Raw genomic sequence first — 23,743 nt, 5'->3', positions numbered from 1 at the left:
CCCGCGCCTTCTATTGCGCGCCCCATCCGCATTCGGCATAGTCCCGTCACCTATCGGGGAGGGGCGGTCCGACAACGATTCGCCAAGAACGCGGCCAGTCCCTCGAAATCAAAACGATCGAAAAACGGGGGCTGTAACGCCATGAGTACCGACCTTTGGCTTTGGCTGGCGATGGGCGCCGGTCTTCTGGCCATTCTCTACGGAGCCGTCACAATCCGCTCGATCCTGTCGGCCAGCGCCGGCTCGGAGCGGATGCAGGAAATCGCCAGGGCGATCCAGGAAGGCGCGAACGCCTATCTCAAGCGCCAGTACACCACCATCGCGATCGTCGGCGTGGTGATCTTCATCGTCGTCTTCTTCCTGCTCGGCGTGTTCGCGGCGATCGGTTTCGCGCTCGGTGCGGTGCTGTCGGGCCTCGCCGGCTTCATCGGCATGCTGGTCTCGGTGCGTGCCAACGTGCGCACGACCGAAGCGGCCCAGCAGGGTCTCGCGCAGGGGCTGTCGCTGGCGTTCCGCTCCGGCGCGGTGACCGGGATGCTCGTGGTCGGTCTCGCCCTGCTCGGCGTGGCGGTCTACTACTTCGTGCTGACGGCCGTGCTCGGCAATGCGCCGGGCGACCGCACCGTGATCGACGCGCTCGTCGCGCTCGGCTTCGGGGCCTCCCTCATCTCCGTCTTTGCCCGTCTCGGCGGCGGCATCTTCACCAAGGGCGCCGATGTCGGCGGCGACATGGTCGGCAAGGTGGAAGCGGGCATCCCCGAGGACGATCCGCGCAATGCCGCGACCATCGCGGACAATGTTGGCGACAATGTCGGCGACTGTGCGGGCATGGCCGCGGACCTGTTCGAGACCTATGCGGTGACCGTGGTGGCCACCATGGTGCTCGCCTCGATCTTCTTCGTGGGCGGTAGCCAGGTCGACGGCATGGTGCTCCCGCTCGCGATCGGCGCGGTGTGCATCGTCACCTCGATCATCGGCACCTTCTTCGTGCGCCTGGGCAAGTCGAAGAACATCATGGGCGCGCTCTACAAGGGCTTCATCGCCACCGCCGTGCTGTCCATTCCCGCGGTCGCCGCGGTCATCTGGACGCTGGTGCCCGACGGGCTGGTGCGTGCGGGCGGGGTCGAAATCCCGCCGATGAACCTCTTCATCTGCGCGCTTGCGGGCCTCGGCGTGACCGGTCTCATCGTCTGGATCACCGAGTACTATACCGGCGTCGAATACCGTCCGGTGAAATCGGTCGCGAAGGCATCGGAATCCGGTCACGGCACCAACGTGATCCAGGGTCTCGCCGTGTCGCTGGAATCCACCGCGCTGCCCGCGCTCGTCATCATCGCGGGCATCATCGTGACTCACTACTTCGCGGGCCTGTTCGGCATCGCGGTCGCCACCACGACGATGCTGGCGCTCGCCGGCATGGTCGTCGCGCTCGACGCCTTCGGTCCGGTCACCGACAATGCCGGCGGCATCGCGGAGATGGCCGAGTTGGAAGGCTCGGTGCGCGAGACGACCGATGCGCTCGACGCGGTCGGCAACACCACCAAGGCGGTGACCAAGGGCTATGCGATCGGCTCGGCCGGTCTCGGCGCCCTGGTGCTGTTCGCGGCCTATACCGAGGACATCCGCTTCTTCGCCGGCACCGCCGAGGCGGGAAGCTTCTTCGACGGCGTCATCGTCGATTTCGCCCTGTCCAACCCGTACGTCGTGGTCGGCCTGCTGTTCGGCGGTCTTCTGCCCTTCCTGTTCGGCGGCATGTCGATGATGGCCGTGGGCCGCGCGGCCCAGTCCGTCGTGGAAGAGGTGCGCCGCCAGTTCCGCGAGATCCCGGGCATCATGGAGCGCACTGCCAAGCCCGATTACGGCCGGGCGGTGGACATCCTCACCAAGGCCGCGATCCGCGAGATGGTCGTGCCCTCGCTGCTTCCGGTGCTCAGCCCGATCGTGCTGTTCTTCGTGGTGCTGCTGATCGCCGGCAAGGCGGCCGCGCTCGCCGCGGTCGGAGCGATGCTGCTCGGCGTGATCGTCACCGGCCTGTTCGTCGCAATTTCCATGACCTCCGGCGGCGGGGCGTGGGACAACGCCAAGAAATACATCGAGGACGGCCATCACGGCGGCAAGGGCAGCGAAGCCCACAAGGCCGCGGTGACCGGCGACACGGTCGGCGATCCTTACAAGGACACTGCCGGTCCGGCCGTGAACCCGATGATCAAGATCACCAACATCGTGGCGCTGCTGCTCCTGGCGGTCCTCGCGGGCGGGCACTAGCAGGGCTCACAGCCTGAAACGAGAAGCCCCGGTCGAAGGACCGGGGCTTTTTCGTTTCCTGCCTCTGGCGCGGAGAGCGTGACTAGCGCGAGCCGTCCTGCCTCGGGCCGCCGGCCCCGCCGGGCAGGTTCTGCTCGCCGCCGAACTGTTCGCTCGGCAGACGGCCCACATTGCCGAGCAGCTGTTCCAGGATGGTGAGTTCGCGGCCCCGGGTCGGGGTCTCGCGATCGACGAAGGCGACGATCCGCCCGTCCTCGATGCCGTATTCCTCGATCCCTGCGAGCGTACCGCTGTCGTCGAAGGTCAGGGCGATGATGCGCCGGTCGCGGGTCTCGGGGCGCAGATAGGCGAGATACTCGCGCGTCGCGCTGATATAATACCAGGTATCGGTCTCGAAGGTGCCGCGCGTGGACGGATTGCCCAGGCGCTGCAGGACGGTGGCCTGGGTGTCCTCGCCGACGGTGAACTCGGGCACCTCGCCGTCGGAATAGCGATAGCCGTGCGTGCGCAGCGTCGGATTGCAGGCGCTTAGGAGTACCGCGCCGGCCATCGTGGCCGCCAGGGCGAGGGTGCGTTTGCTCGTCATCGGGGCCGTCGCCCTCCTTTGAAAGACCTCGGCGCTGCGCCAAAGCGGCGCGCCTGGTTGACCTACCCGTCCGTGATCTTAGCTTCAAGCCTTGCGTTTAGGGAGCCGTCAACCGCATGTTCGCCCGCCTGTTCCGCAAGGACCCCGTGAAGGCCGCCGGAGAACGCCTCTATGACAGCGTGCTCGCCGCCGCGCGCCAGCCTTCCCTGTACGGTCCGGCCGGGGCGCCGGACACGGTGGACGGGCGGTTCGACATGATCGTGATCCATGCCGTCCTGCTGATGCGCCGCCTGCGCGCGGGCGGAAAGACGGGCCAGGCGGCGAGCCAGGCGCTGTTCGACAGGATGTTCGACGACATGGACGCCGCGCTGCGCGAGATGGGTACGGGTGATCTCAAGGTCGGCCGGAAGATTCGCGAGATGGGCGAGGCCTTCTACGGCCGCGCGAAGGCCTATGACGCTGCGCTCGATGCGGGCGACGAGGCGGGCCTTGCCGACATCCTCGCACGCAACGCGCTCGACGCGCACGGCGAGGGCGATCCGGCTGCGGCCGGGCGCGCGCTCGCCCGTTACATGATCGACTGCGATGCGTGCCTGGCGCGCCAGGATCCCGAGCAGCTCGCGCAAGGTATGGAGCCGCCCGCCTACGCGCCCGCGCCATAGGGCCGGGGCGGATTTCGCTTCTGCCCGCTGCGGCTTGCAAAGGATGGGTCAATCGGTAAGTTTCGCGCGGCCGGCGCATGCGTTTCGCGCCGCGCGGATCGATTGACCGGATTTTTTCATGGTTTCACCGCTTGTCCTTTCCGTCGATGCCATGGGCGGCGATTTCGCGCCGGAGAGCGTCGTCGACGGAGCCGCGATCTTCTTCAAGGGGCGCCGGCGCCCGGTGCGCCTGCTGCTTCACGGCGACGAGGCGCGCATCCGGCCGCTCCTGGCGCGCCATCCCGAGCTCGCCGGGCGCTGCGAGATCCGCCACACCGAGAAGATCGTCACCATGGAGGCCAAGCCCTCCGAGGCGGTGCGCCGCTCGCGCGGCTCCTCGATGTGGAATGCGGTTCACGCCGTGAAGGACGGGGAGGCCCAGGTCGCCATCTCGGCGGGCAATACCGGCGCGCTGATGGCGATCTCAAAGGTGATCCTGCGGATGAAGGCGGGGGTGCACCGCCCTGCCATCGCGGCGAGCTGGCCGGTGCCGCAGGGCTTCTGCACCGTGCTCGACGTCGGCGCCAACGTGGACTGCGATCCCGAGCAGCTCGTCGAGTTCGCGGTGCTCGGGGAATCCTTCCACCGCGCGGTTCACGGCGTGCAGCGCCCGAGCGTCGCGCTGCTCAATGTCGGGCAGGAGGAGCTGAAGGGCGACCAGGTCGTGCGCGACGCCGACGCGCTGCTGCGCGAGGCCGAGCTCGACATGGATTATCGCGGCTTCGTGGAGGGCAACGACATCTCGTTGGGCACCACCGACGTCGTGGTCACCGACGGCTTCACGGGGAATGTCGCGCTCAAGACCGCCGAGGGCACGGCCAGGCTCGTCGGCGGCTGGGTGCGCGAGGCGCTGACCGGGTCGCTGCTCGGCAAGGCGGCCGGGGCGCTGCTCAGCCTGGGCGCCCTGAAGCAGCTTCGCGCGCGGATGGACCCGAACAATGTCAATGGCGGCGTGTTTCTCGGCCTGAACGGTGTCGTGGTAAAAAGCCATGGCGGTACGCAGGGGCCGGGCTTCGCGACGGCGCTGCGGATCGCCCTTGAAATGGCCGACAGCCGGTTCCTGACTGAGATCGAGAAGAATCTGGCCCGGCTCGACGCCGCCGAACGCAGCCGCACCACGCGCGCACAGGAGACAGAGTGACCCAGCCCATCGCCCGAATCGCCGGCGTCGGTGCGTATCTTCCCGAGCGCGTGCTGACGAACGAGGAGATGTCGCGCATCGTCGACACCAGCGACGAATGGATTCGCGAGCGGACCGGCATCGCCAAGCGCCACATCGCCGCCGAGGGCGAGCTGACGAGCGATCTCGGCACCCATGCCGCGCGCATCGCCATGGAGCGCGCCGGGGTCACGGCGAAGGACATCGACCTGATCGTCGTGGCGACCGCGACGCCGGATCTGACCTTCCCGGCGACCGGCACGATCATCCAGGAGAAGCTGGGCGTGGAGCAGGGCGCGGCCTTCGACGTGCACGCCGTGTGCTCCGGCTTCATCTACGCGGTGGCGACGGCCAACAATTTCATGCGCGCGGGCCAGTCGAAGTGCGCTCTCGTCATCGGGGCGGAAACGTTTTCGCGTATCCTCGACTGGGAGGACCGCACGACCTGCGTCCTGTTCGGCGACGGGGCCGGGGCGATCGTCCTGACCGCGCAGGAGGACGGACCGCCCGACGAGGGCGTCATCGCGACCCATCTGCGTTCCGACGGGCGCTATCGCGACCTGCTCTTCGTCGATGGCGGGCCTTCCGCCACGCAGACGGTCGGCCATCTGCGCATGCAGGGCAACCAGGTCTTCAAGCACGCGGTGACCAAGATCGCCGGCTCCATCACCGAGCTCGCCGAACTCGCCGGCAAGGATGTGGCGGAGATCGACTGGTTCATCCCGCACCAGGCCAATGAACGCATCCTGCAGGGCGTCGCCAAGCGCCTCGGCATCCCGGTGGAGAAGGTCGTCTCCACCGTCGCCGACCACGGCAACACCTCGGCCGCCTCGATCCCCCTGGCGCTCGACGCCGCGATCGAGGACGGCCGGGTCAAGCGCGGCGACCTCATCCTGATGGAGGCGCTCGGCGGCGGTTTCACGTGGGGTGCGGCGCTCGCGAGATATTAAGGCTTGCGCGATGGTTAACATTGACCCCGGCATGTCGCGCGACGTAGGCTATGCATAGGCTTTATAACGGGGATGCTCCGATGACTGGCAAGACGATAACGCGCGCCGACCTGGCCGAGGCGGTCTATCGCGAAGTAGGCCTGTCGCGCCAGGATTCCGCGGCGCTCGTGGAATCGGTGCTGGGCATGATGGCCGACACGCTGGCGGCCGGGGAATCGGTGAAGCTTTCCTCCTTCGGCTCCTTCATGCTGCGCGAGAAGAACGGGCGCATGGGCCGCAATCCCAAGACCGGCGAGGAAGTCCCGATCGACCCGCGCCGGGTGCTCGTCTTCAAACCCTCCCAGGTCCTCAAGGACCGCATCGACGAGTCGTTGTCGAAATAGACATGGCCGAAAAATCGCCCGACGCTTACCGCACGATCTCCGAGGCCGCCGAGGAGGCCGATCTGCCGGCCCATGTGCTGCGCTTCTGGGAATCCAAGTTCTCACAGCTGAAACCGATCAAGCGCAATGGCGGGCGTCGGCTCTACCGGCCCCAGGACGTGCAGCTGCTCAAGGGCCTGCGCCGCCTGCTCTACGAGGAAGGCTTCACCATCAAGGGCGCGCAGAAATACCTGCGCGACCATGGGGTAGCCTCGGTGGCCGAGCTCGGCGCGGGCGAGGGCGGTGTCCAGCCCGAGGCGCCGCGCCCTGCCGAACCGGAGAGCGAGGGCGAGGAGCGCACGCCGTCCCGGGGCGAGGGAGCGCCGGGGCTCTCCGCGAAGGAGCGCAAGAGCCTGGAAGCCGTGCTCGGCCGGCTCGAACGCGCCCGTGCCCGCCTCGAAGACGCCTTGAATTCCTGACCGCTTCCTCCAATCTGGTGAAACTTCAACTGCGACCGCCGCCGCGGTGCAGTTGCCGGCCGGGAAAACCGGTCCTATAACCCCGCTTCCTTCGCCTCACCCCCCTGGCGGAGGGGCATCAGTCGGAACGTGGCGCAGCCCGGTTAGCGCACTGGTCTGGGGGACCAGGGGTCGCGGGTTCAAATCCCGCCGTTCCGACCATTTTCCTCCTTTGGTCTGCAGATAGTCCGCGACGCGGCGCGTCCCCCGCGGCCCGCCCGGAATCCGGTGCGCCGATGCGGTCCCACGAGGGGTGCCGGTTGACTACTCCGGGGCTCGCGTGAGTCATGAACGTATTCATCGTTATCGAATTCGAAAGGTTCTCCGCATCAGCTGAACGAGTTCAGCATTGTCATATGCTGCATTTAGTCAACCACTTGGGCGGTGTCCATGGGCCATCTGGCCGATCTGAAGGCGTTCCGGGAGGTGCTGGCGGGCAGTGACGAGGTCAATGCCAGCCAGTTCAAATTCCTGAACCTGGAAGAGCTGGCCGAGCGCTACGGCGATCGCTGGCCGAAGGTGAAGGCGCGCATCTTCGAGACCTGCCACAGCTTCATCGAGAAGCGGATCGGGCCGCGCGACCTCATGCTGCGCGCCGCGAACGGCTTCCTCGTGCTGCCCTCTCCCGATCGTCCCGAGAGTGCCGCCGCCTTCGCCGCGCGGCTCGAAACCGAGCTGAAGACCTTCTTCCTCGGCACCGACTACCTGCGCGAGCTCGATCTGCACACGGGCACGATCCCGATCTCGGTTAGCGACCTGCTGGCCGCAGCCGATTCCAGGGCGCTCGAGACCGCGGCGGGCGAATACGAGAAGGAGGGCGCGCAGCCCTGCGCGGCGAACCCCGGCGTGCCGGAATTCGCCCTCGCCTACCAGCCGGTCTGGGCCTCGGCCAGCGGCCACATCGCGCTGCGCACGGCGATGCCGGCGATCGAGCTGCGCCGCCTGCCGGACCGCGTCTTCCACCGCGTGCTGCCCGGCGACCACAAGCCCGAGCACCTGCTCGCCTTCGATCTCGACGTGCTCGCGCGTGTCACGGCCCATGCCCGGGACTGCATCTCGCGCGGGCGCAGCTCGCTGATCGCCGCGCCGGTGCATTTCCAGACGCTCTGCGTGCCGCGCCTGCGCATGGTGTATGCCGAGCGCCTGTCCGGACTGCCCGAGCCGGTGCGCAAGGTGCTGGGCCTGCGGATCATGGCCGCGCCCGCCGACGCTCCGGCAGCGCGCTATGCCGAGGCGACGCGCCTGGCGAGCCTCTACTGCCGGCGCGTCTTCGTCGATATCGACTTCGAGGCGGCCCGGCTCGATCGCTTCCACGAGGGGCGCCTCGACGGCTTCGTCATCCGTGCTCCGCGTGATGCGCGCGCGATGCGGCGTGCGCGCAACGCCCTCGTCCGGTTCCAGAACGGGGCGGCGCGCCTGCGCGCCGCGGTCGCGATGGCCGATTGCGTCGACCGGACCGTGCTGGCCGAAAGCATCCGGCTCGGTGTAAGCCGTTTCTCCGGAACCCTGTTCCCGCGCCCGGCCAGCTTTCCCCGGCCGCCCGAACCTTTCGACCCCTTTCTTCTGCCCACCCCCAGGACCCGGACGGCGAGACGATGACTGTGCCTCTCAAGTGCGTGCTCTATGTGAGCCGAAGCCTCATTCCTGCCGAGCGCGAGGAATTCCGCGAACAGATCTCCGAGATCATGGCGCAGTGCGATCGCAACAACCGCGCCGACGACATCACCGGCGCGCTCGCCTACGATCGGGGGCGCTTCTTCCAGTATGTCGAGGGGCCGGCGGACGCGATCGACGCGCTCGTCGCGCGCCTGTTCGACGATCCGCGCCACAAGCGGGTGACGATCCGTGCCGACGAGCCGGTCGCGACGCGGCTCTTCCCCGACTGGTCGATGGTCCTGCTCAACATCACCGCGGCGCCGGTGCCCGGCTACGCCACCGCGGACCTGGAGGCGCTGTCACCCGGCGACCTCGTCGCGCGCCTGCAGCGTGCGGCCGCGGAGGATGCCATTCTCGCCGTCGCCCGCCGCCCGGGCGCGCGCGACTAGCGATTGTCGACGCCCCTCAGGGCCTGCTAGCCTTTTCCTGATCCCGGGGGAGGAGAGCAGATGAAACATGTCTTGGCCGGCTTTGCCGCGGCGCTTCTGCTGGGCGCTCCCGCGCTCGGCGAGGAGCGTGTGTCGATCAACGGCGCGGTACCGAGCGCAGAGGCGTGCGAGAGCGCCTGGAGGGGTGCCGACAGTCCGGAACGAGCCGCGACGGTCTTCGTCGCCGCCCTCGTCACGTACGAGTTCGACCGGGAGACCGCGCTCGACTGCATGCGCCGGATCGTCGACGAAGGCTATCTGTCCGCCAACGGCGCGCTGAGCCATGACTTCGATTATCTCGTCGAGGTCGGCATCGCGCGCAGCGCCGCGATCGCGCGTTCCTATATCGAGGGTGCGGCGCCGGAGAACGGCTATGTCCTGCCGGAAGGCCCCTGGACCGTGCGCTTCGAGCGCGACGCGCGCTTCGATCTCGGCGACGGGCTCTACCGCGTCAAGGTGTTCACCTCCGGCCAGCCCACCACGCGTCCGGTGACGCTGCGCCTGGACGCGGAGGGCCATTACCGCATCCACGAGGCCTCGACGCTCTTCGTCGGCGTCGCCGCGCCGGCCCGCTAGGCGCTGCGCCGCGGCACGCCCTCGGGCCGGGTTTCGGCGATGAGGCCGGCGCCGGTCAGCGCGTCGATCAGCGCCTGCATCTCGTCCGGCGGCAGGTAGGGGAAGCCGGCTTCCAGGGTGAGGGTGGAGAAGAAGTTCTGGCGCAGGATCCAGGCCGCCGCCTTGTGCGCGCCGCCGACGGCCACCTCGCCGCGCCCCGTCACCAGCACGTAGCCGCTGTCGCGGCGCACGAGCTGTGCGCGCTCTCCGGTCGCCGCGTAGAACACCGGATCGGGACGCCGCGGCAGGCCGTAGTCGGCCGGGCGCGCGGCGAGGGCACGCTGGGCGTTGCGCACTTCCTCGAAGAAGGCCGGGGAGCGGGCCAGTTCGGCGAGGCGCGCGGCGGCGGTCTCCAGATGCTCGCGCAGGGCCGCCCCGCCGCGTTCCCGGGCATCGGGAAGATACTGGCGGAACAGGCTTTCCTGCTCGGCCTCCTCCTTCAGGAGATCGAACAGTTTCAGACCCGTCAGCGGCGAGATCGAGTAGGTGACGTGCAGCGAGGCCTCCGAGGTGGCGAGCGCATCGTGATACTGGCCTCGCGGCAGGTAGAGCACGTCGCCGGGGCGCATCTTGACCTCGAACAGCAGCCGCCCGCGCGTGGCGTTCAGGTACTGGCTCGTGGCGTCGCCGTCCGGCAGGGGGCGGACCGGTGCGTCCGCGCGCGCCTCGTAGACGCGCCAGATCTTCTCGCCCTCGGTCTGGAAGGCGAGCACGTCGTGCAGGTCGTAATGGGTCTGGAAGGCCTGCACGTTCTGGAACGAGCAGTAGACATTGGCCGACACGCTCGCCCCCAGCATGGCCTGCAGCGTTCGGCTGACCGCGTGGGCCTCGGTGGAGACCCCGTCTATCTGGTTGGCCACGAGACTCGCCCCGAGGCCGAGAAACGCCTTCACCTTGTCCGGGTTGGCGAGCATCATCGGCCCGTCCAGCGTCTCGGTCTTCTCCACATAGTGCTGGGACAGCGCCGGCTTGTTGCCCATGACGAGGCGCAGGCGCGGCTCGGTCCAGTAGCGCCGGACCTCGAGGGCCCGGTTGAACTGGTCCCACGACAGGATGTCGGGCCGGGGCGCGTCGCCGCGCGCGATGTGGACAGGCTTGCGGCCATAATACTCGGTGAGGAAGGTCTCCACCGGCATCGGCGCCAGAAGCTCGGCAAATCGGGTCTCGTACTCGCTCATGGCTCCAGCATGGAGGTGGGCGCCGGGGCTGTCCAGATGGCCGCGCTCAAGGCTTGCCGGGCGCCGCGGCGGGCTCCAGGCCGCGTGTGATCCGCCCGGCGGCGAGCATCAGGCAGGCCGCGCTGGCGGCGAAGATCCACAGTCCCGGAAGGCTCGCGGCATGGGAGAAGCCGTCCGAGGACCACAGCACGATGATCGCGGCGACCACCACGACCTCGGTCAGCGACCATTTGCCGAGCGCATTGACGAAGGCGAGCGTGCGCGGGCGGACCTCGCCGGGCCGTGCCAGGTGCAGCCGGACGAGGAGGGCGGCCTTGGCGATCGGCGTGGCCACCGAGAACGCGCCGAGCAGGACGGCCAGCCCGTATTCGGCGTTGATCCACAGCGCCTGCAGGGTTTCGAGTACCGAATAGGTCTCGCGGAAGAACACGAAGCGGGCCGTCTCCAGCAGCGGCAGCGTGATGCCGAGCGGGAAGAGCGCGATGCCGAGCACCAGGAGCGCGCGCCCGAGCGCGCCGCCGGCACCGTGCGCGTTCGTGGTGGAGGGAGCGAGGGGCTGGGTCATGGCACGACTATGACTCAACCCTCCGCTTCTGTCTCGCCCTTCGCCTCAATACCCGGCGAGCTTGGCGACCTGGCCGGCCGCCCAGCTGTCGTCGCCGAGGAATTCCCCGGCCGCCTGGGCGCGCTTGTAATAGAGGCCGATATCGTACTCGTCGGTCATGCCGACCCCGCCATACATCTGGATGCCTTCCGAGCCGGCAAGGCGCGAGACGGCCGTGGCCTTCGCCTTGGCCGCCGCGCACCAGAGCGGAGCCTGGGAGGGCGTCTCGTCGAGCACGCGCAGCGCCTTGAGCACGAGCGTGCGGGCCAGCTCCATCTCCGAATAGAGATGGGCGGCGCGGTGCTGCAGGCCCTGGAAGGAGCCGATCGGCTGGCCGAACTGCTCGCGCTCCTTGATGTAATCGATGGTGCGGTCGAAGGCCTCCTCGGCGACGCCGAGGCTTTCCGCCGCCAGGCACGCCCGCCCGGCATCGAGCACGTGGCGATAGGCCGTCTCGCTGTCCTCGGCCCCGGCGAGCAGGGCGTCGCCGTCGAGCTTCACGTCGTCGAACGCGAAATCGGCCGGCACGTGGCTGTCCACCGTGCGCCGCGGCGTGCGCTCCACGCCCTTCGCGCCGGTGTCCACGAGGAAGAGATTGATCCGGTCGTCCTCGGTACGCGCCGCGACGATCACCGCATCCGCGCCCATGCCGCAGGAGACGAAGCGCTTCTTGCCGTTGAGGCGGAAGCCGTTGCCGTCCTTCGTGGCGCGCGTCTCGACATGGTCGGGATTGTGCCGCGCGCGCTCGTCGACCGCGAAGGCGATGACGGTCTCGCCCGCCGCGATCTTCGGCAGCCAGGCGGCCTTCTGCGCATCGGTGCCGGCGAGCTTCAGCGCGCTCGCGGCCAGGACCGAGGTCGCCAGGAAGGGGGAGGCGGTCAGCGTGCGGCCCATCTCCTGCAGCAGGAGACCCGCCGCGGCATAGCCCATGTCTACACCGCCATGATCCTCCTCGACGAGGATGCCGGTCCAGCCCATCTCTGCCATCGAGGCCCAGAGCTGTTTGGAGAAGCCGACCGGATCGGACTCGTCGCGCAGCTTGCGCAATGCGGAGACCGGGGCGGATTGCGCCAGGAAGGCCTTCGCGCTGTCGCGCAGCATCTGCTCTTCTTCGTTGAGAATGAAGCTCATCGTACAATTCCTTGAAGTATAGGTTTAGCCGCCGGGAAGCTCGAGCACGCGCTTGGCCACGATGTTGAGCTGGATCTCGCTCGTGCCGCCCTCGATCGAGTTGGCGCGGGCGCGCAGCCAGTTCCTCGCGACCTCGCCGTCCTCCTCGCGGTCGCCCTCCCACAGGAGGCCGTCCGATCCGAGCGCGCTCATGTTGAGCTCGTGGCGGCGCTTGTTGATCTCGGTGCCGAGATATTTCAGCGCCGAGGCGCGCGCGCCGACGCCCTCGCCATGGTCGGCCTCCTCCTTCACCCGGCGCATGGTGGCCTCGAAGGCGAGCCCGTCGATGGTGAGCTCGGCGACCTTGCCGCGCAGGATCGGGTCCGCGATGCGGCCCTTCTCGTCGACCTCGCCGGCGGTCTGGGCGGCGGTGACCGGATTGAGCCCGCCGAATCCGGCTTCCGAGACGATGCTCGCGCGCTCGTGGCTCAGCAGGTATTTCGCGATCGTCCAGCCTTCGCCAGCCTTGCCGAGCCGGTTCTTCACCAGCGCCCTGGCATCGTCGAAGAAGGTCTCGCAGAAGGGCGACTTGCCCGAGATCAGCTTGATCGGCTTCGTCGTCACGCCGGGCTGGTCCATGTCGATCAGCAGGAAGGAAATGCCCTCGTGCTTGGGCGCCTCCGGCTCGGTGCGCACCAGGGCGAAGATCCAGTCCGACTTGTCGGCATAGCTCGTCCAGACCTTCTGGCCGTTGACGACGTAATGATCGCCGGCGAGCACGCCCTTGGTTCTGAGCGAGGCGAGGTCGGAGCCCGCGCCCGGCTCGGAATAGCCCTGGCACCAGCGGATCTCGCCGCGCGCGATCGGGGGCAGGTGTTCGAGCTTCTGCTCGTGCGTGCCGAATTTCAGGAGCGCCGGGCCGAGCATCCAGATGCCGAAGCTGTCCAGCGGCGAGCGCGCATTGATGCGGCGCATCTCCTCCTTCAGCACGAAGGCCTCTTCCTTGGACAGGCCCGCCCCGCCGTATTCCTTCGGCCAGGTCGGTACCGTCCAGCCCTTCTCGGCCATGCGTTCCAGCCACAGGCGCTGGTCCTCGCTCTTGAACTCCCAGTTGCGCCCGCCCCAGCAGATATCGGCCTCGCTCTTGATCGGCGAGCGCATCGATTTCGGGCAGTTGGCCTCCAGCCAGGCGCGCGTCTCGGCGCGGAATTCCTCGAGGGACATGGGTCTCTCCTCCCGTTGACGTTTACGTCAAGGGTAGGGCGCGCGTGGGCGCCGCGCCAGCCCCCCGCGCGAGATTTTCCGCGCGAAATGCGCAGTCCCGGCCGCGGCGAAAGCGCGCGCAAGGCTTGCCCTTCGCGCCCGCGCCGGTATCTAGCGCCCAAACCCCGTTCCGGAGAGAGCGATGTCCGCCCTGACCGATACCGCGTCCGCGCGCCTGCCCGAGCCCTTCACCGAGCCCGAAACGAGCCGTGCGATGTTCTGGTGGCTCGTGATCGTGGCCGCCTTCGTGGTGGCGATGATCCTCGTGGGCGGGGCGACGCGGCTGACCGATTCCGGCCTCTCGATCACCGAATGGCGCCCGGTGACCGGCGCGATCCCGCCGATGAGCGAGGAGGCCTGGGAGGCGGAGCTGGAGAAATACCGCCAGATCCCGGAATACCGGGAACAGAACCGCGGCATGAGCATGGCCGAGTTCCAGTTCATCTACTGGTGGGAATGGGGCCATCGCCAGCTCGGCCGGACGCTGGGGCTCGTCTATGCGCTGCCCTTCGCCTTCTTCCTGTGGCGCGGCATCGCGCCGAAGCGCCTGCGCCCGCGCCTGTGGCTCCTGTTCGGCCTCGGCGGGCTGCAGGGCGCGATCGGCTGGTGGATGGTGTCGTCGGGGCTGGCCGACCGGCTCGATGTCAGCCAGTACCGGCTGGCCACCCACCTGACCATGGCCTTCCTGATCCTGGGCCTGGCGCTGTGGACCGCGCTCGATCTTCGATACGGCGCGGCGAAGCTCGCCCTGCGTTCCGGCCTGTTCCCGCTCGCCGCCCTGTTCTGGGCCGGCGTGCTCGTCCAGATCGCGCTCGGCGCCTTCGTCGCCGGCCTGGATGCCGGACGCATCTACACCAGCTGGCCGTTCTTCCACGGACAGCTCGTCCCGGACGATTACCTCGGCGGACTGCCCTTCTGGCAGGCGATCTTCGAGAGCCGGCCGGCCGTGCAGCTGCAGCACCGCTGGTTCGCCTACCTGCTGACCGGGTTCGGGCTCTTCCTCGCCTGGCGCTTCTGGCGCCAGGGCGGGGGCGTGGTGACCCGCTTCGCGCTCATCCTGCCCGCCGTCCTGCTGGCGCAGGTCCTGGTCGGCATCGTGACGCTCGTCAACGCCGCCCCGCTCTGGCTGTCCCTGATCCACCAGGGCGGGGCGATCGCGCTGTTCGCGGTGGCGGGCACGGCGGCCTGGACGCTGTCGCGCGCGGAAGGCGCCGCACGCGGGCCCCGCTCCTAGGCCGGCGCGGGGGCGACGCTGACCGAGACCTCCATCGCCTCGAACGCGGCCGGATCGCCGAGGAAGCTGCCCGAGATCGGCATCACCTGGCGGATGTGGCGCGCGACGGCGACCGGGATGAGGTTGAATCCGCCCACGCTGCGATTGGTCGGGTCGAACATGATCCAGCCGGCGCCGGGGACATAGACTTCCGCCCAGGCATGGGTGGATCCGGCACCGGCCGAGCCGATCGCGTCCAGGTCGGGATCGTAGAGATAGCCCGACACGATCCGCGCGCCGAAGCCCAGGCTGCGCACCGCATCGACGAACAGCACCGCGAAATCGCGGCATGAGCCCCGCCCGCGCGCCAGCGTCTCGACCGGGGTCTGCGCCGCCTCGTCCTCGCGCTCCTCGTAGGCGATCTGCGCGGCGACGCCGTCGCTGATGTCCTTCAGCAGCGACAGCGTGTCGGTGCGCGGGCCGGCGACGAAGCCCTGCGCCCACTCGCGCAGGCGTCCCGTGGAATCCAGATAGGCCTGAAGGCGCAGCGCGCCCAGATCGGCCATCTCGTCCTCGCTCAGCAGGAACGGGTATGTGGCGGCCGAAGCCGCGATATCGAAGACCGGCCACTTCTCGACATCGAGGGTCAGCGTGGCGGCGCTGTCGATCACGAGCGTGTCCGCCGGCTCGGCGAAGCTCGCCGTCGCCACCGCGTTGCCGGTGACGTCGTGCGCCCAGTTCACCGTGGCCGCGGGCGAGATCGTCAGATCGTGCGCGTGCAGGCGCAGCGTGCGGCTCTCCTTCGGCCGCAGCATCAGCCGGTGCGGGCCGAACGCCGTGGGGGCGCGATAGCGATAGGTCGTGCGGTGGCGAACGGTCAGCCGGGTCAAGGAGCCGCTCCGCGCGCGCCGCGCGCCGAAAAGCCGCCTTCCGGGACGAGGCCCGCCTCCGTCAGGGGCGGGCGGATCCGCCTCGCGTCGTCATGCCGGTCGAGCTGCGCCTTCATGGTCCTGCCTTTCAGCCGAAGCGGGCGCCGCCGGGGCACACCCGGGCCGTCACGGCCCGTTGCCGGCGGCGTCCCTGCACCGGGCGGGGCTAGAGTTCGGGCGGCGTCACCACGGCGCGCGTGATCACCTCGCGCCCGACCAGCTTGATGCGTCCGTCGGCGGCGTCGAACACCGCCAGCATGCCGGTGTGGAAGGGGACCCCGCCATAGTTGGCGTCGGTGAGGTCGAGCGCATCGGGGCGCTCGATCGAGGGCGCGTTCAGTCCGCCCTCGAAATCGATCTCGGTGATGGGCTCCAGCGTGTTGGCGTCGTACACGAACACCCGGTCCTCGACCGGGGCGATCGCCACGGCGCGGCCCAGCAGCTCGCCATAGACCACTTCGGCCATCGTGCCCGGCGCCTCGGCGACGGCGCGGCCGGCCTCGTCGATGCGGGCGAGCCCGCCGGTCGGTCCGGCGATCACGAGGCCCGTGCCGGCTCTGGCGCAGTCGCGTGCGGGGAAGGGCAGGGCGATCTCGCGCTGGACGCTGACGTCGAGCACGTCCCCGCCCATGTCCTGCACCCGCCACACCTCGGCCGTTGCGTCCTCGCCCAGCACCGCGATGTCGATATAGCCGATGCCGATATCGTAGCGGCACAGGCCCGCCGCCTCGCCCGAGAGCGAGGCGCGGCCGATGGCGATCTCGATGAGTTCGCCCTCCTCGCGCAGCAGGGCCTGGGCGCGCACCTCGCCCTCGCTGTCGATGCCGAACAGGAGCGGGAAGTCGGTGCCGCGCAGCGGGAAGGCCGGCGCCGCCGTCACCGCGCGCAGGCGCGGCCCGGAGGCGGCCACCAGCAGCTGGCCGTCGAGATCGTATATGTCGTAGCCGCCATCGGCGATCGAGGCCGCGATGAGGCCCTGCCACGGCGTCTGCGCATCGGGCAGGAAGGTGAGATCGTCCACCGTGCGTCCCGGCGCGAAGGCGGAGGTGACGATGACCGTCTCCACCGCGCGCTCGGCGGCCGTGCCGTCCTGGGCCGCGTCGGGCGAGGGCGCCTCGCCGCAGGCGGAAAGCGTCAGGCCGAGGCCAGCGAGCGCTGCGGCCACGGTCCGCGGACCGCGAAGGTGCGCCCGGGCGCCTTCTGCACGTTGAAGAAGAGGGTGGTTCCGTCCGGTGAGAAGCATGGTCCGGTAATCTCGCTGTATTCGCCGTCCGCGTCGCTCTGCGCGTTCCGGCCGATCGTGTAGATATGCCCCTGCGGGGTCACGCCGCGGATGAACTGGTCGCTCTCCCCGTCCTCCACGACGATGAGATCGCCCCAGGGCGCGATGGTGATGTTGTCGCATTTATCGAGCCGGCGCGCATCCGTGCTTTCCACAAACAGCTCCAGGAGGCCGGCCTCGCTGCGCTCCTGGGCATAGCCCTCGAAGCGGCTCGGCCGGTAGCGCCAGATCTGTCCGAGGCGCGCCGGTCCGCCGTCGGTGCAGCAGAAATAGAGTTCGCTCTCGCCGAACCACAGGCCTTCGCCGCGGGTGAATCGTGCCGCGCCCGCCGCGATGCCGCGCGCGGCGAGATCGCCGTCCGGGTTGTGTATGTCTTCCAGGTCGACCCAGTGCACCTCCAGCCGGCTGCCCACGCCGACCGGGTTCGCGCTCTCCGGCCAGTTCCTCAGATCGGCGCCCGGCCGGCCGCGGATCGCGAGCGCCTGCAGGCGTCCGCCGCGCCACAGCTCGCCGGGATGATCGGGGATGAAGCGGTAGAACAGGCCCGGCTCGTCGTCCTCGGTCTGGTAGACGATGCCGGTCGCCGGATCGACGGCGGCGGCCTCGTGGCGGAAGCGGCCGAGCCCGCGCAGCGGCACCGGATCGACCAGCCCGTCGGCATCGGCGCGCACCTCGAAGGGATAGCCGTGATCGTAGCGCGCCAGCTCGCCGGCCTGCAGCAGCGTCTCCTCGCAGCTGATCCAGCTGCCCCAGGGCGTCGGCCCGCCGGCGCAGTTGTTCGCCGTGCCCGCCAGCGACAGGAACTGGCGCTCCACGCGCAGGCGGTCGGGGTTGATGATCAGCGTCGTCGTCCCGCCCGGATGGGGCTGGCCGTCGGCGGTGAAATCGAACACCCGGCTCGCATCGACGCGCGCGAAGCGCTCGCCATTCTCGCCGAAGGCCGATTTCGCCGGCTCGTCCGGCATCAGTTCGTGATTGCGCACCAGGCGGATGAGCCCGTCGCGTCCCGCGAAGGCCGCCATGCCGTCCGGATCGCCGGGCACGAGCAGGCCGTCACTCATGGAATCCCCGGTCTGCGACAGCACCTCGTAGGAAAAGCCGCGCGGCAGGTCGACCAGTCCGCGCGAATCGCGGCGCAGCGGCCCGTAGCCCTCCACCTCGTTCAGGTACGCGCCCGTCTCCGCGCGCCCGCACCCGGAGAGGAGCGGCAGGACGGCGAACGCGCTCGTGGTCGCTGCGGCGCGCGTGAGGAAGGACCGGCGCGACAGGCTCATGCATACCTCCGGATCGGGCGTCCTTCCCTATCTAGAGGCTCGCTCCCCGAAAGGGTACCGTCGTTCGCCGAAAAAACCGGTAACATAATACCGTGCAAACAAGACCCTGTTTTCAATGAATTTCTTCGCACGCCTATTGACCATGCGCACGCGCTTGCGTACAAGCCGCGCCGACAAGCGCCGGGGAAGGGCTCCGGCGCCGTTGACGCTTTTACCAAAGGCTTGAGCGATGAAGACTTTCTCCGCAAAGCCCGCAGAAGTCGAGCACAAGTGGGTTGTGATCGACGCTGAAGGCGCCGTCGTGGGCCGTCTCGCGGCTTTCGTGGCGACCCGCCTGCGCGGCAAGCACCGTCCCGACTTCACCCCGCATGTCGACACCGGCGATCACGTCGTGATCATCAATGCCGACAAGGTGGTGTTCACCGGCAACAAGTACGAGGACAAGCGCTATTACCGCCATACCGGTCACCCGGGCGGGATCAAGGAGACCTCTCCGCGCAAGGTGCTCGAAGGCCGGTTCCCCGAGCGCGTCCTTGAAAAGGCCGTCGAGCGCATGATGCCGAAGGAAAGCCCGCTCGCGCGCGCCCAGCTCGGCAAGCTGCGCGTCTATGCAGGCGGGGAACACCCCCACGAGGCGCAGCAGCCCGAAGTCATCGACTTCAAGTCCCTCAACACCAAGAATGCGCGGAGCTAGACATGGCTGAACAAGCTCGCTCTCTCGAAGACCTGAAATCCGCGCTGAAGCAGGCGGAAGCCCCGGTCGTCTCCTCCGAGGCCGAGGAAGAAGCCCTTCCCGAGCCGAAGATCGACGAGCATGGCCGCGCCTACGCGACCGGCAAGCGCAAGAACGCGGTCGCCCGCGTCTGGATCAAGCCGGGCAACGGCAAGATCACGGTCAACGGCCGCGACCAGGAGAAGTTCTTCGCCCGTCCGGTGCTGCGCATGCTGCTGCAGCAGCCGTTCGAGACCGCCGGCCGCGTCGACCAGTACGACGTCGTCGCCACGGTGACCGGCGGCGGCCTGTCCGGCCAGGCCGGCGCGGTGCGTCACGGGATCTCCAAGGCGCTCACCTACTACGAGCCGGAACTGCGCGGCCCGCTGAAGGCGGCCGGATTCATGACCCGCGACTCGCGCGTCGTGGAGCGCAAGAAGTACGGCAAGAAGAAAGCCCGCCGCAGCTTCCAGTTCTCCAAGCGCTGATCCGGCTTTCTGCCATCCATGCCTGCGAAACGGGCGGCTCCGGCTGGAGCCGCCCGTTTTCTTTTTTGGCTCAATCAGCTGCCCCCGGCTCCCGGAAATACTCCAGCTGCCAGTCCTCCACCCGGCCCGTGCCGTGCAGGTTCCAGACCTCGTCGACGGCGAGCCCGGAGCCGTCGAGCCAGTCCACGAACCAGGCCGAGAGCGGGACGGACTCCACCAGCGGAAAGACGGATTCGGGCACCGGATAGAGGAAGGCCGTCGCGTAGATGAGGCGCTGGCGCGGCAGGTAGACCACGAGGAACCCGTCCGCCTTGGGATTGCCCGGGGGCAGGGGGATGAGCCGGAGCTCCATGTCGCCTTCCTCGATCGTGTGCGGGGCATCGACGATCTCGATCTGCGGCGTGCGCGTCAGCGGGTAGGGCTCGCGCGTGTAGGGCGCCTCGATGATCGTGCGCGCCGCCTCGGCGGCCGGACGGCCGGCGAGGATGTCGGCCCCGGCCTCGATCAGCGCGCGCGCCCCGCCGATATGGTCGCTGTGGTGATGGGTGAGCACGAGATGGCGCACCGGCTTGCCCGGCGCGGTCGCTTCTATCGCGCGCAGCAGCTTCTCCCCCAGCGCATGCACGTCGTCGCCCGGCGAGCCGGAAACGGGGGGCAGGTAGTGCATCTCGTTCCAGAGCGTCGGCGCGTCGATGGCCACGACGAAGCTGTCGAACTCCACGAAGGGGACGTGAAAGCCGGGGCGCAGATTGCGCACCAGATGAACGCCGGGCGCGATCGTCTCCACGCGCGCCGGCCGCTCGCCATAGGGGATGAAGCCGGCCGGATCGCCCGCGCTCTGCCCGGGCGGGGCGGGGAACTCCATCCCCTCCGGCGCCTCGAACAGGGCCGGGTCGGCCCCGGCGCGCCAGCTCAGCGCGGCGTCCTTCAGCATACGGCCGTTGAGCGTGACCGTAAGGCGTTCGGGCACGGCCCCGCTCGCCTCGGCCCGGTAGCCGCTCCAGGCCCAGCGCATGACCACGTCGCCCTCGGCGGGCATCGTGAAGGTGTGCTCGGCGGCGGCGAGGAAGCCGGTCTCGGGATCGAAGAGGAGGCGGAGCTCTTCCCCGTCGGCGCCGGTGAACCGGACCGCGTTCGCGTCCTGCGGATCCGGCCGCGTGCCGCGCCGGGCGGCCTCGGCGAGCAGGAAGCGCGGATCGAGCCGGCGCAGGCGCTGCGCGGTGTCGACCTCCCCGGGCGCCCGCCCCAGCCGGCGAATGCGTTGCGCAGGTCGGCATGGAGCACCGGACCCCCGTCGGGATGGATTTCGCGCAAGTGCTGGCGCGAGGCGGCATAGTTGTGCCAGTCGAGCTCGTAGCCGACGCGATGGCCCGCCGTATCGATCGCGAGGATTTCGCGGATCGGCGTGATGTCGGGATCGTGCGTGCGGCCCTGGTGGCGCGTGGACAGGTCGTACTGCCCCGCCATCTCCAGCGTCACCCCGCCCGCCGCCTCGTAGACCTCCGGCCCGCCCTGGCGCGCGAGCGCCGTCTCCACGAGCCCCGGTGCCGGGGCGGACGCAAGGGCGAGGAACGCGGCGAGGGCAGCGAGCATGGGCGGTCTCCTTCGTTGGAGAGCCTAGCCGATGCCGGCCGCGCGCCGTCTCACGATCGGGTGAAGTTCTCCCCGCTCCCAGGGCCGGGCTTATACTGCCTGCCGCTCTTTCTCACCCGTGGGTTTTCCGACGCCGAAAACTCGCGCCGAAGGAGGAGCGTCATAGTCGTAGCAGGAGTCGAACCGGCCGTTTCGGCTTGGAGTCGACTCTGACGCCGGTCAGCACATCGGCACGTTGACCGCGAGGCCGCCCGTGCTCGTTTCCTTGTACTTGTCGGCCATGTCGAGCCCGGTCTGGTGCATGGTCGCGATCACCTGGTCGAGGCGCACCTTGTATTCGGCCGAGCCGACCATGGCCAGGCGCGCCGCGTTGATCGCCTTGATCGCGCCGATGGCGTTGCGCTCGATGCAGGGGATCTGGACGAGGCCCCCGACGGGGTCGCAGGTCAGCCCCAGATTGTGCTCCATGCCGATCTCGGCCGCGTTCTCGATCTGCCGGTTCGAGCCGCCGAGCGCGGCGGCAAGGCCTCCGGCGGCCATCGAGCAGGCGACGCCGACCTCGCCCTGGCAGCCGGCCTCGGCGCCCGAGATCGAGGCATTCTTCTTGTAGAGGGCCCCGATCGCCGCCGCGGTCAGGAAGAAGCGCACCAGCGCGTCCGGGTCCTCGGTGCGCCGGTAATGGCGGTCGAAATAGCGCGCGACGGCGGGGATGATGCCGGCCGCGCCATTGGTGGGCGCGGTAACGACCTTGCCGCCGGCCGCGTTCTCCTCGTTGACCGCCATGGCCCAGAGATTGACCCACTCCATGGCCGCGAGCGGATCGCTCTCGGCGCGCGCGGCGTCGGCCATCAGGCGCTTGCGCATGCCCGGCGCGCGGCGCTTGACCCTCAGCCCGCCGGGCAGCTCGCCCTCGATGCGGGTGCCGCGCTCGATGCAGTCCTCCATCGCCTGGAAGACCGAGGCGATCTGTCCGCGCACGTCCTCCTCGGAGCGAAACGCGGTCTCGTTGGCCATCATCACCTCGGGGATGGACAGCCCCTCGCGGTCGCAGATGTCGAGCAGCTCGTTGCAGCTGTCGAACGGGTAAGGCTCGCCCTTCAGCGCCTCGGCGGCCGAATTGCGCCCGGCCTCGGCCTCGTCGATGACGAAGCCGCCGCCGATTGAATACCAGATCTCTTCGCGCACCGGATCGCCTTCGGGGTCGAACGCCTTGAATTTCATGGCATTCGAATGGAAGGGCAGGCGCGTCTCGCCCTTCAGGCGCAGATCGCGCTTCGGATCAAAGGCGATCTCGCGCCCGCCAAGCAGCTTCAGGGTCTTCTCCGATTCGATGCGCGCGATCATCGCCGGCATGGCGTCGGGATCGGCCTCGTCCGGCGCGACGCCTTCCAGGCCCCACAGCATCGCCTTGTCGGTGGCATGGCCCGGACCGGTCAGCGCGAGCGATCCATAGGCCTCCACCTCGACGCGCGCGACCTCGCCGAGCCGGCCCTCGGCCTCGATGCGCTCGAGGAACAGGCGCGCGGCCTTCATCGGGCCCACGGTGTGCGAGCTCGACGGGCCGACGCCGATCTTGAACAGGTCGAAAACGCCGAAATGCATCTAGGCCTCGCCGAGCCCCTTGTCGGAGGTGAAGGCATTGAAACAGATGATCGTCTGGGTGTCCTTGATGCCCGGGATGGTCTGGATCTTCGTGGTCACGAAGCGGCCGATATCGGCCTCCTTCTCCACCGCGAACTGGGCGAGCAGGTCATAGGTGCCCGAGACGGAGTGGACCTGGCGGGTCTCCTCGACGAGATCGACGAGATGGGAGGCGACCTCGTAGGTCTTGCCGAGCTCGCACTTGATGAAGATGAAGAAGTTTCGCACCTGGGCGGGTCCTCTCAAAGCTTGGTTCTGACGGTCCACAGTTCCGGAAAGAGGCGTATGTCCAGTGCCTTGACGAGATAGCTCACCCCGCCCGAGCCGCCCGTGCCGCGCCGGAATCCGATGATGCGCTCGACCGTCTTCATGTGGTTGAAGCGCCATTGCTGGAACTTCTGTTCGAGATCGACAAGCTTCTCGGCGAACTCGTAGAGCTCCCACCAGGTCCTGGTGTCGAGATAGACCTCGCGCCACATCGCCTCGACCGCCTCGCTCGCCTCGTAGGGTTCGCTCCAGTCGCGCTCGAGCTTGCCGGCGGGCACATCGAGCCCCATCCGCGCGGCCAGGCGCAGCGTCTCGTCATAAAGGCTCGGGGATCGCAGCGCGCCGAGCACGATGCGCTCGGCCTCCGGCTCGCCCTTGAAGACCTTCGCGAAGGCCGGGTTCTTGTTGCCGAGCCGGTATTCCATGGCGCGGTACTGGAAGGACTGGAAGCCGGAGCTCTGGCCCAGCCTGTCCCTGAACTTCAGATAGTCGGCCGGGGTCATGGTCGCAAGGATCGACCAGGACTGGGAGAGGTTCTCCTGCACCCGCGCGATGCGCGCCAGCATCTTCATTGCCGGCCGCACCTGGTCCTCGCGCACGCACGCGATCGCGGCATCCAGCTCGTGCAGGCACAGCTTCAGCCACAGCTCGCTGGCCTGGTGGATGACGATGAACATGAGTTCGTCATGCTCGTCCGACAGCGGGGCCTGCGCGGAGAGAATCCGGTCGAGCTTGAGATAGGCGCCGTAGGACATGCCGCCTTCCGGCGACCAGTGGATGTCCTCGCCCTCGATGTCGACCGAGGTCCTGAAGCGCTCGCTCATGGGGTCGTCTCCTGCATGCCTGCGGGTCTATCGCCGCAGCCGGGACGGAGCAAGCGCTCTCGCCGGTGCGAAAAGGGCGGCCCGCACGCCTGCGGACCGCCCGTCGCCGTCAGAGCGTCCTCTGG

Annotated in this window: 24 protein-coding genes and 1 tRNA gene; 13 read left to right on the top strand and 12 right to left on the bottom strand. The window is 68.8% G+C overall.

Annotated features, from left to right (window positions below):
• The first annotated feature begins 141 nt into the window (after positions 1-141).
• Positions 142-2,265, top strand: a complete 2,124-nt coding sequence (locus tag JW792_RS05145; protein WP_135996756.1) for a sodium-translocating pyrophosphatase — start codon at positions 142-144, stop codon at positions 2,263-2,265.
• Between the two features lie 82 nt (positions 2,266-2,347).
• Here the strand turns inward: JW792_RS05145 and JW792_RS05140 are convergent, their stop codons facing one another.
• Positions 2,348-2,851 (bottom strand): outer membrane protein assembly factor BamE, encoded by a 504-nt coding sequence (locus JW792_RS05140; protein WP_135996758.1) that lies wholly within the window; start codon positions 2,849-2,851, stop codon positions 2,348-2,350.
• A 116-nt stretch (positions 2,852-2,967) separates the two neighbouring features.
• Between JW792_RS05140 and JW792_RS05135 the strand changes: the two genes are divergently transcribed.
• From JW792_RS05135 to JW792_RS05095, 9 genes are all read left to right on the top strand, one after another.
• On the top strand, positions 2,968-3,513 hold the full coding sequence (locus JW792_RS05135) for a ubiquinol-cytochrome C chaperone family protein (protein ID WP_135996760.1): 546 nt from the start codon (positions 2,968-2,970) through the stop codon (positions 3,511-3,513).
• Between the two features lie 118 nt (positions 3,514-3,631).
• Entirely contained in the window at positions 3,632-4,693 is a 1,062-nt protein-coding gene (gene plsX / locus JW792_RS05130; protein ID WP_135996762.1) for a phosphate acyltransferase PlsX, read from the top strand.
• Complete coding sequence (locus JW792_RS05125; protein WP_135996764.1) at positions 4,690-5,661, top strand: beta-ketoacyl-ACP synthase III; 972 nt, start codon at positions 4,690-4,692, stop codon at positions 5,659-5,661. The genes plsX and JW792_RS05125 overlap by 4 nt, the downstream gene beginning before the upstream one ends.
• An 80-nt stretch (positions 5,662-5,741) precedes the next feature.
• Entirely contained in the window at positions 5,742-6,044 is a 303-nt protein-coding gene (locus JW792_RS05120; RefSeq protein ID WP_135996766.1) for an integration host factor subunit alpha, read from the top strand.
• 2 nt (positions 6,045-6,046) lie between these two features.
• Positions 6,047-6,502, top strand: a complete 456-nt coding sequence (locus JW792_RS05115) for a MerR family transcriptional regulator (RefSeq protein WP_135996768.1) — start codon at positions 6,047-6,049, stop codon at positions 6,500-6,502.
• 123 nt (positions 6,503-6,625) lie between these two features.
• Positions 6,626-6,703, top strand: a tRNA-Pro gene (locus JW792_RS05110).
• Positions 6,704-6,931: 228 nt separating this feature from the next.
• Positions 6,932-8,140 carry a hypothetical protein gene (locus JW792_RS05105; protein WP_135996770.1) on the top strand — a complete coding sequence of 403 codons (1,209 nt, stop codon included), beginning with the start codon at positions 6,932-6,934 and terminating at the stop codon, positions 8,138-8,140.
• Positions 8,137-8,586: a BLUF domain-containing protein gene (locus JW792_RS05100; protein ID WP_135996772.1), complete on the top strand. Its 450-nt coding sequence runs from the start codon at positions 8,137-8,139 to the stop codon at positions 8,584-8,586. The genes JW792_RS05105 and JW792_RS05100 overlap by 4 nt, the downstream gene beginning before the upstream one ends.
• Before the next feature lie 60 nt (positions 8,587-8,646).
• A complete protein-coding gene (locus JW792_RS05095; RefSeq protein ID WP_135996774.1) occupies positions 8,647-9,201 on the top strand; it encodes a DUF6935 domain-containing protein in 555 nt (184 codons plus the stop codon).
• Here JW792_RS05095 and JW792_RS05090 read toward each other — a convergent pair.
• From JW792_RS05090 to JW792_RS05075, 4 genes are read right to left on the bottom strand one after another with little or no spacing between them, the layout of a single operon-like run.
• Positions 9,198-10,418 (bottom strand): JmjC domain-containing protein, encoded by a 1,221-nt coding sequence (locus JW792_RS05090; RefSeq protein WP_135996776.1) that lies wholly within the window; start codon positions 10,416-10,418, stop codon positions 9,198-9,200. The two genes, JW792_RS05095 and JW792_RS05090, sit on opposite strands and share 4 nt — an antisense overlap.
• A gap of 46 nt (positions 10,419-10,464) precedes the next feature.
• Positions 10,465-10,983: a paraquat-inducible protein A gene (locus JW792_RS05085; protein ID WP_135996778.1), complete on the bottom strand. Its 519-nt coding sequence runs from the start codon at positions 10,981-10,983 to the stop codon at positions 10,465-10,467.
• A gap of 45 nt (positions 10,984-11,028) precedes the next feature.
• Positions 11,029-12,153, bottom strand: coding sequence for an acyl-CoA dehydrogenase family protein (locus tag JW792_RS05080; protein ID WP_135996780.1), 1,125 nt, complete (start codon positions 12,151-12,153; stop codon positions 11,029-11,031).
• A gap of 24 nt (positions 12,154-12,177) precedes the next feature.
• On the bottom strand, positions 12,178-13,356 hold the full coding sequence (locus tag JW792_RS05075) for an acyl-CoA dehydrogenase family protein (protein WP_135996782.1): 1,179 nt from the start codon (positions 13,354-13,356) through the stop codon (positions 12,178-12,180).
• A gap of 181 nt (positions 13,357-13,537) precedes the next feature.
• Between JW792_RS05075 and JW792_RS05070 the strand changes: the two genes are divergently transcribed.
• A complete protein-coding gene (locus JW792_RS05070; RefSeq protein WP_135996784.1) occupies positions 13,538-14,629 on the top strand; it encodes a COX15/CtaA family protein in 1,092 nt (363 codons plus the stop codon).
• Here JW792_RS05070 and JW792_RS05065 read toward each other — a convergent pair.
• The 3 genes from JW792_RS05065 to JW792_RS05055 form a co-directional block, all read right to left on the bottom strand.
• Positions 14,626-15,498 carry a transglutaminase family protein gene (locus JW792_RS05065; protein ID WP_135996786.1) on the bottom strand — a complete coding sequence of 291 codons (873 nt, stop codon included), beginning with the start codon at positions 15,496-15,498 and terminating at the stop codon, positions 14,626-14,628. The two genes, JW792_RS05070 and JW792_RS05065, sit on opposite strands and share 4 nt — an antisense overlap.
• A gap of 205 nt (positions 15,499-15,703) precedes the next feature.
• Positions 15,704-16,702: a hypothetical protein gene (locus tag JW792_RS05060; protein WP_135996788.1), complete on the bottom strand. Its 999-nt coding sequence runs from the start codon at positions 16,700-16,702 to the stop codon at positions 15,704-15,706.
• On the bottom strand, positions 16,672-18,093 hold the full coding sequence (locus JW792_RS05055) for an alkaline phosphatase PhoX (protein WP_135996790.1): 1,422 nt from the start codon (positions 18,091-18,093) through the stop codon (positions 16,672-16,674). Before JW792_RS05055 ends, JW792_RS05060 begins: the two co-directional genes overlap by 31 nt.
• A gap of 229 nt (positions 18,094-18,322) precedes the next feature.
• Here JW792_RS05055 and rplM point away from each other — a divergent pair, with 229 nt between their 5' ends.
• Complete coding sequence (gene rplM, locus JW792_RS05050; protein ID WP_135996791.1) at positions 18,323-18,787, top strand: 50S ribosomal protein L13; 465 nt, start codon at positions 18,323-18,325, stop codon at positions 18,785-18,787.
• Positions 18,788-18,789: 2 nt separating this feature from the next.
• Positions 18,790-19,293: a 30S ribosomal protein S9 gene (rpsI, locus tag JW792_RS05045; RefSeq protein WP_135996793.1), complete on the top strand. Its 504-nt coding sequence runs from the start codon at positions 18,790-18,792 to the stop codon at positions 19,291-19,293.
• A gap of 70 nt (positions 19,294-19,363) precedes the next feature.
• Here rpsI and JW792_RS05040 read toward each other — a convergent pair whose 3' ends face one another.
• From JW792_RS05040 to JW792_RS05025, 4 genes are all read right to left on the bottom strand, one after another.
• Positions 19,364-20,332 carry an MBL fold metallo-hydrolase gene (locus JW792_RS05040; RefSeq protein WP_135996795.1) on the bottom strand — a complete coding sequence of 323 codons (969 nt, stop codon included), beginning with the start codon at positions 20,330-20,332 and terminating at the stop codon, positions 19,364-19,366.
• Between the two features lie 773 nt (positions 20,333-21,105).
• Positions 21,106-22,488 (bottom strand): L-serine ammonia-lyase, encoded by a 1,383-nt coding sequence (locus tag JW792_RS05035; protein WP_135996797.1) that lies wholly within the window; start codon positions 22,486-22,488, stop codon positions 21,106-21,108.
• A complete protein-coding gene (locus JW792_RS05030) occupies positions 22,489-22,755 on the bottom strand; it encodes an Lrp/AsnC ligand binding domain-containing protein (RefSeq protein WP_135996799.1) in 267 nt (88 codons plus the stop codon). It lies immediately after the preceding gene.
• A gap of 14 nt (positions 22,756-22,769) precedes the next feature.
• Positions 22,770-23,618: a tryptophan 2,3-dioxygenase gene (locus JW792_RS05025; protein WP_135996801.1), complete on the bottom strand. Its 849-nt coding sequence runs from the start codon at positions 23,616-23,618 to the stop codon at positions 22,770-22,772.
• Positions 23,619-23,743: the final 125 nt, after the last annotated feature.

This window comes from Marinicauda algicola, assembly GCF_017161425.1.
In the GTDB taxonomy this organism is placed as follows: Bacteria; Pseudomonadota; Alphaproteobacteria; order Caulobacterales; family Maricaulaceae; genus Marinicauda; species Marinicauda algicola.
Note: the sequence above shows the minus strand (reverse complement) of the source record. Positions and strands in the feature narration are given on the sequence as shown.

Excerpts from the sequence above, each read along its gene's own strand:
- JW792_RS05055 (WP_135996790.1), bottom strand. The coding sequence starts at position 18,093 with ATGAGCCTGTCGCGCCGGTCCTTCCTCACGCGCGCCGCAGCGACCACG.
- JW792_RS05100 (WP_135996772.1), top strand. The coding sequence starts at position 8,137 with ATGACTGTGCCTCTCAAGTGCGTGCTCTATGTGAGCCGAAGCCTCATT.
- JW792_RS05135 (WP_135996760.1), top strand. The coding sequence starts at position 2,968 with ATGTTCGCCCGCCTGTTCCGCAAGGACCCCGTGAAGGCCGCCGGAGAA.
- rplM (WP_135996791.1), top strand. The coding sequence starts at position 18,323 with ATGAAGACTTTCTCCGCAAAGCCCGCAGAAGTCGAGCACAAGTGGGTT.
- JW792_RS05075 (WP_135996782.1), bottom strand. The coding sequence starts at position 13,356 with ATGTCCCTCGAGGAATTCCGCGCCGAGACGCGCGCCTGGCTGGAGGCC.
- rpsI (WP_135996793.1), top strand. The coding sequence starts at position 18,790 with ATGGCTGAACAAGCTCGCTCTCTCGAAGACCTGAAATCCGCGCTGAAG.
- JW792_RS05025 (WP_135996801.1), bottom strand. The coding sequence starts at position 23,618 with ATGAGCGAGCGCTTCAGGACCTCGGTCGACATCGAGGGCGAGGACATC.
- JW792_RS05085 (WP_135996778.1), bottom strand. The coding sequence starts at position 10,983 with ATGACCCAGCCCCTCGCTCCCTCCACCACGAACGCGCACGGTGCCGGC.
- JW792_RS05120 (WP_135996766.1), top strand. The coding sequence starts at position 5,742 with ATGACTGGCAAGACGATAACGCGCGCCGACCTGGCCGAGGCGGTCTAT.
- JW792_RS05140 (WP_135996758.1), bottom strand. The coding sequence starts at position 2,851 with ATGACGAGCAAACGCACCCTCGCCCTGGCGGCCACGATGGCCGGCGCG.
- JW792_RS05145 (WP_135996756.1), top strand. The coding sequence starts at position 142 with ATGAGTACCGACCTTTGGCTTTGGCTGGCGATGGGCGCCGGTCTTCTG.
- JW792_RS05105 (WP_135996770.1), top strand. The coding sequence starts at position 6,932 with ATGGGCCATCTGGCCGATCTGAAGGCGTTCCGGGAGGTGCTGGCGGGC.
- JW792_RS05040 (WP_135996795.1), bottom strand. The coding sequence starts at position 20,332 with ATGCCCGCCGAGGGCGACGTGGTCATGCGCTGGGCCTGGAGCGGCTAC.
- JW792_RS05080 (WP_135996780.1), bottom strand. The coding sequence starts at position 12,153 with ATGAGCTTCATTCTCAACGAAGAAGAGCAGATGCTGCGCGACAGCGCG.
- JW792_RS05070 (WP_135996784.1), top strand. The coding sequence starts at position 13,538 with ATGTCCGCCCTGACCGATACCGCGTCCGCGCGCCTGCCCGAGCCCTTC.
- plsX (WP_135996762.1), top strand. The coding sequence starts at position 3,632 with ATGGTTTCACCGCTTGTCCTTTCCGTCGATGCCATGGGCGGCGATTTC.
- JW792_RS05115 (WP_135996768.1), top strand. The coding sequence starts at position 6,047 with ATGGCCGAAAAATCGCCCGACGCTTACCGCACGATCTCCGAGGCCGCC.
- JW792_RS05035 (WP_135996797.1), bottom strand. The coding sequence starts at position 22,488 with ATGCATTTCGGCGTTTTCGACCTGTTCAAGATCGGCGTCGGCCCGTCG.
- JW792_RS05095 (WP_135996774.1), top strand. The coding sequence starts at position 8,647 with ATGAAACATGTCTTGGCCGGCTTTGCCGCGGCGCTTCTGCTGGGCGCT.
- JW792_RS05090 (WP_135996776.1), bottom strand. The coding sequence starts at position 10,418 with ATGAGCGAGTACGAGACCCGATTTGCCGAGCTTCTGGCGCCGATGCCG.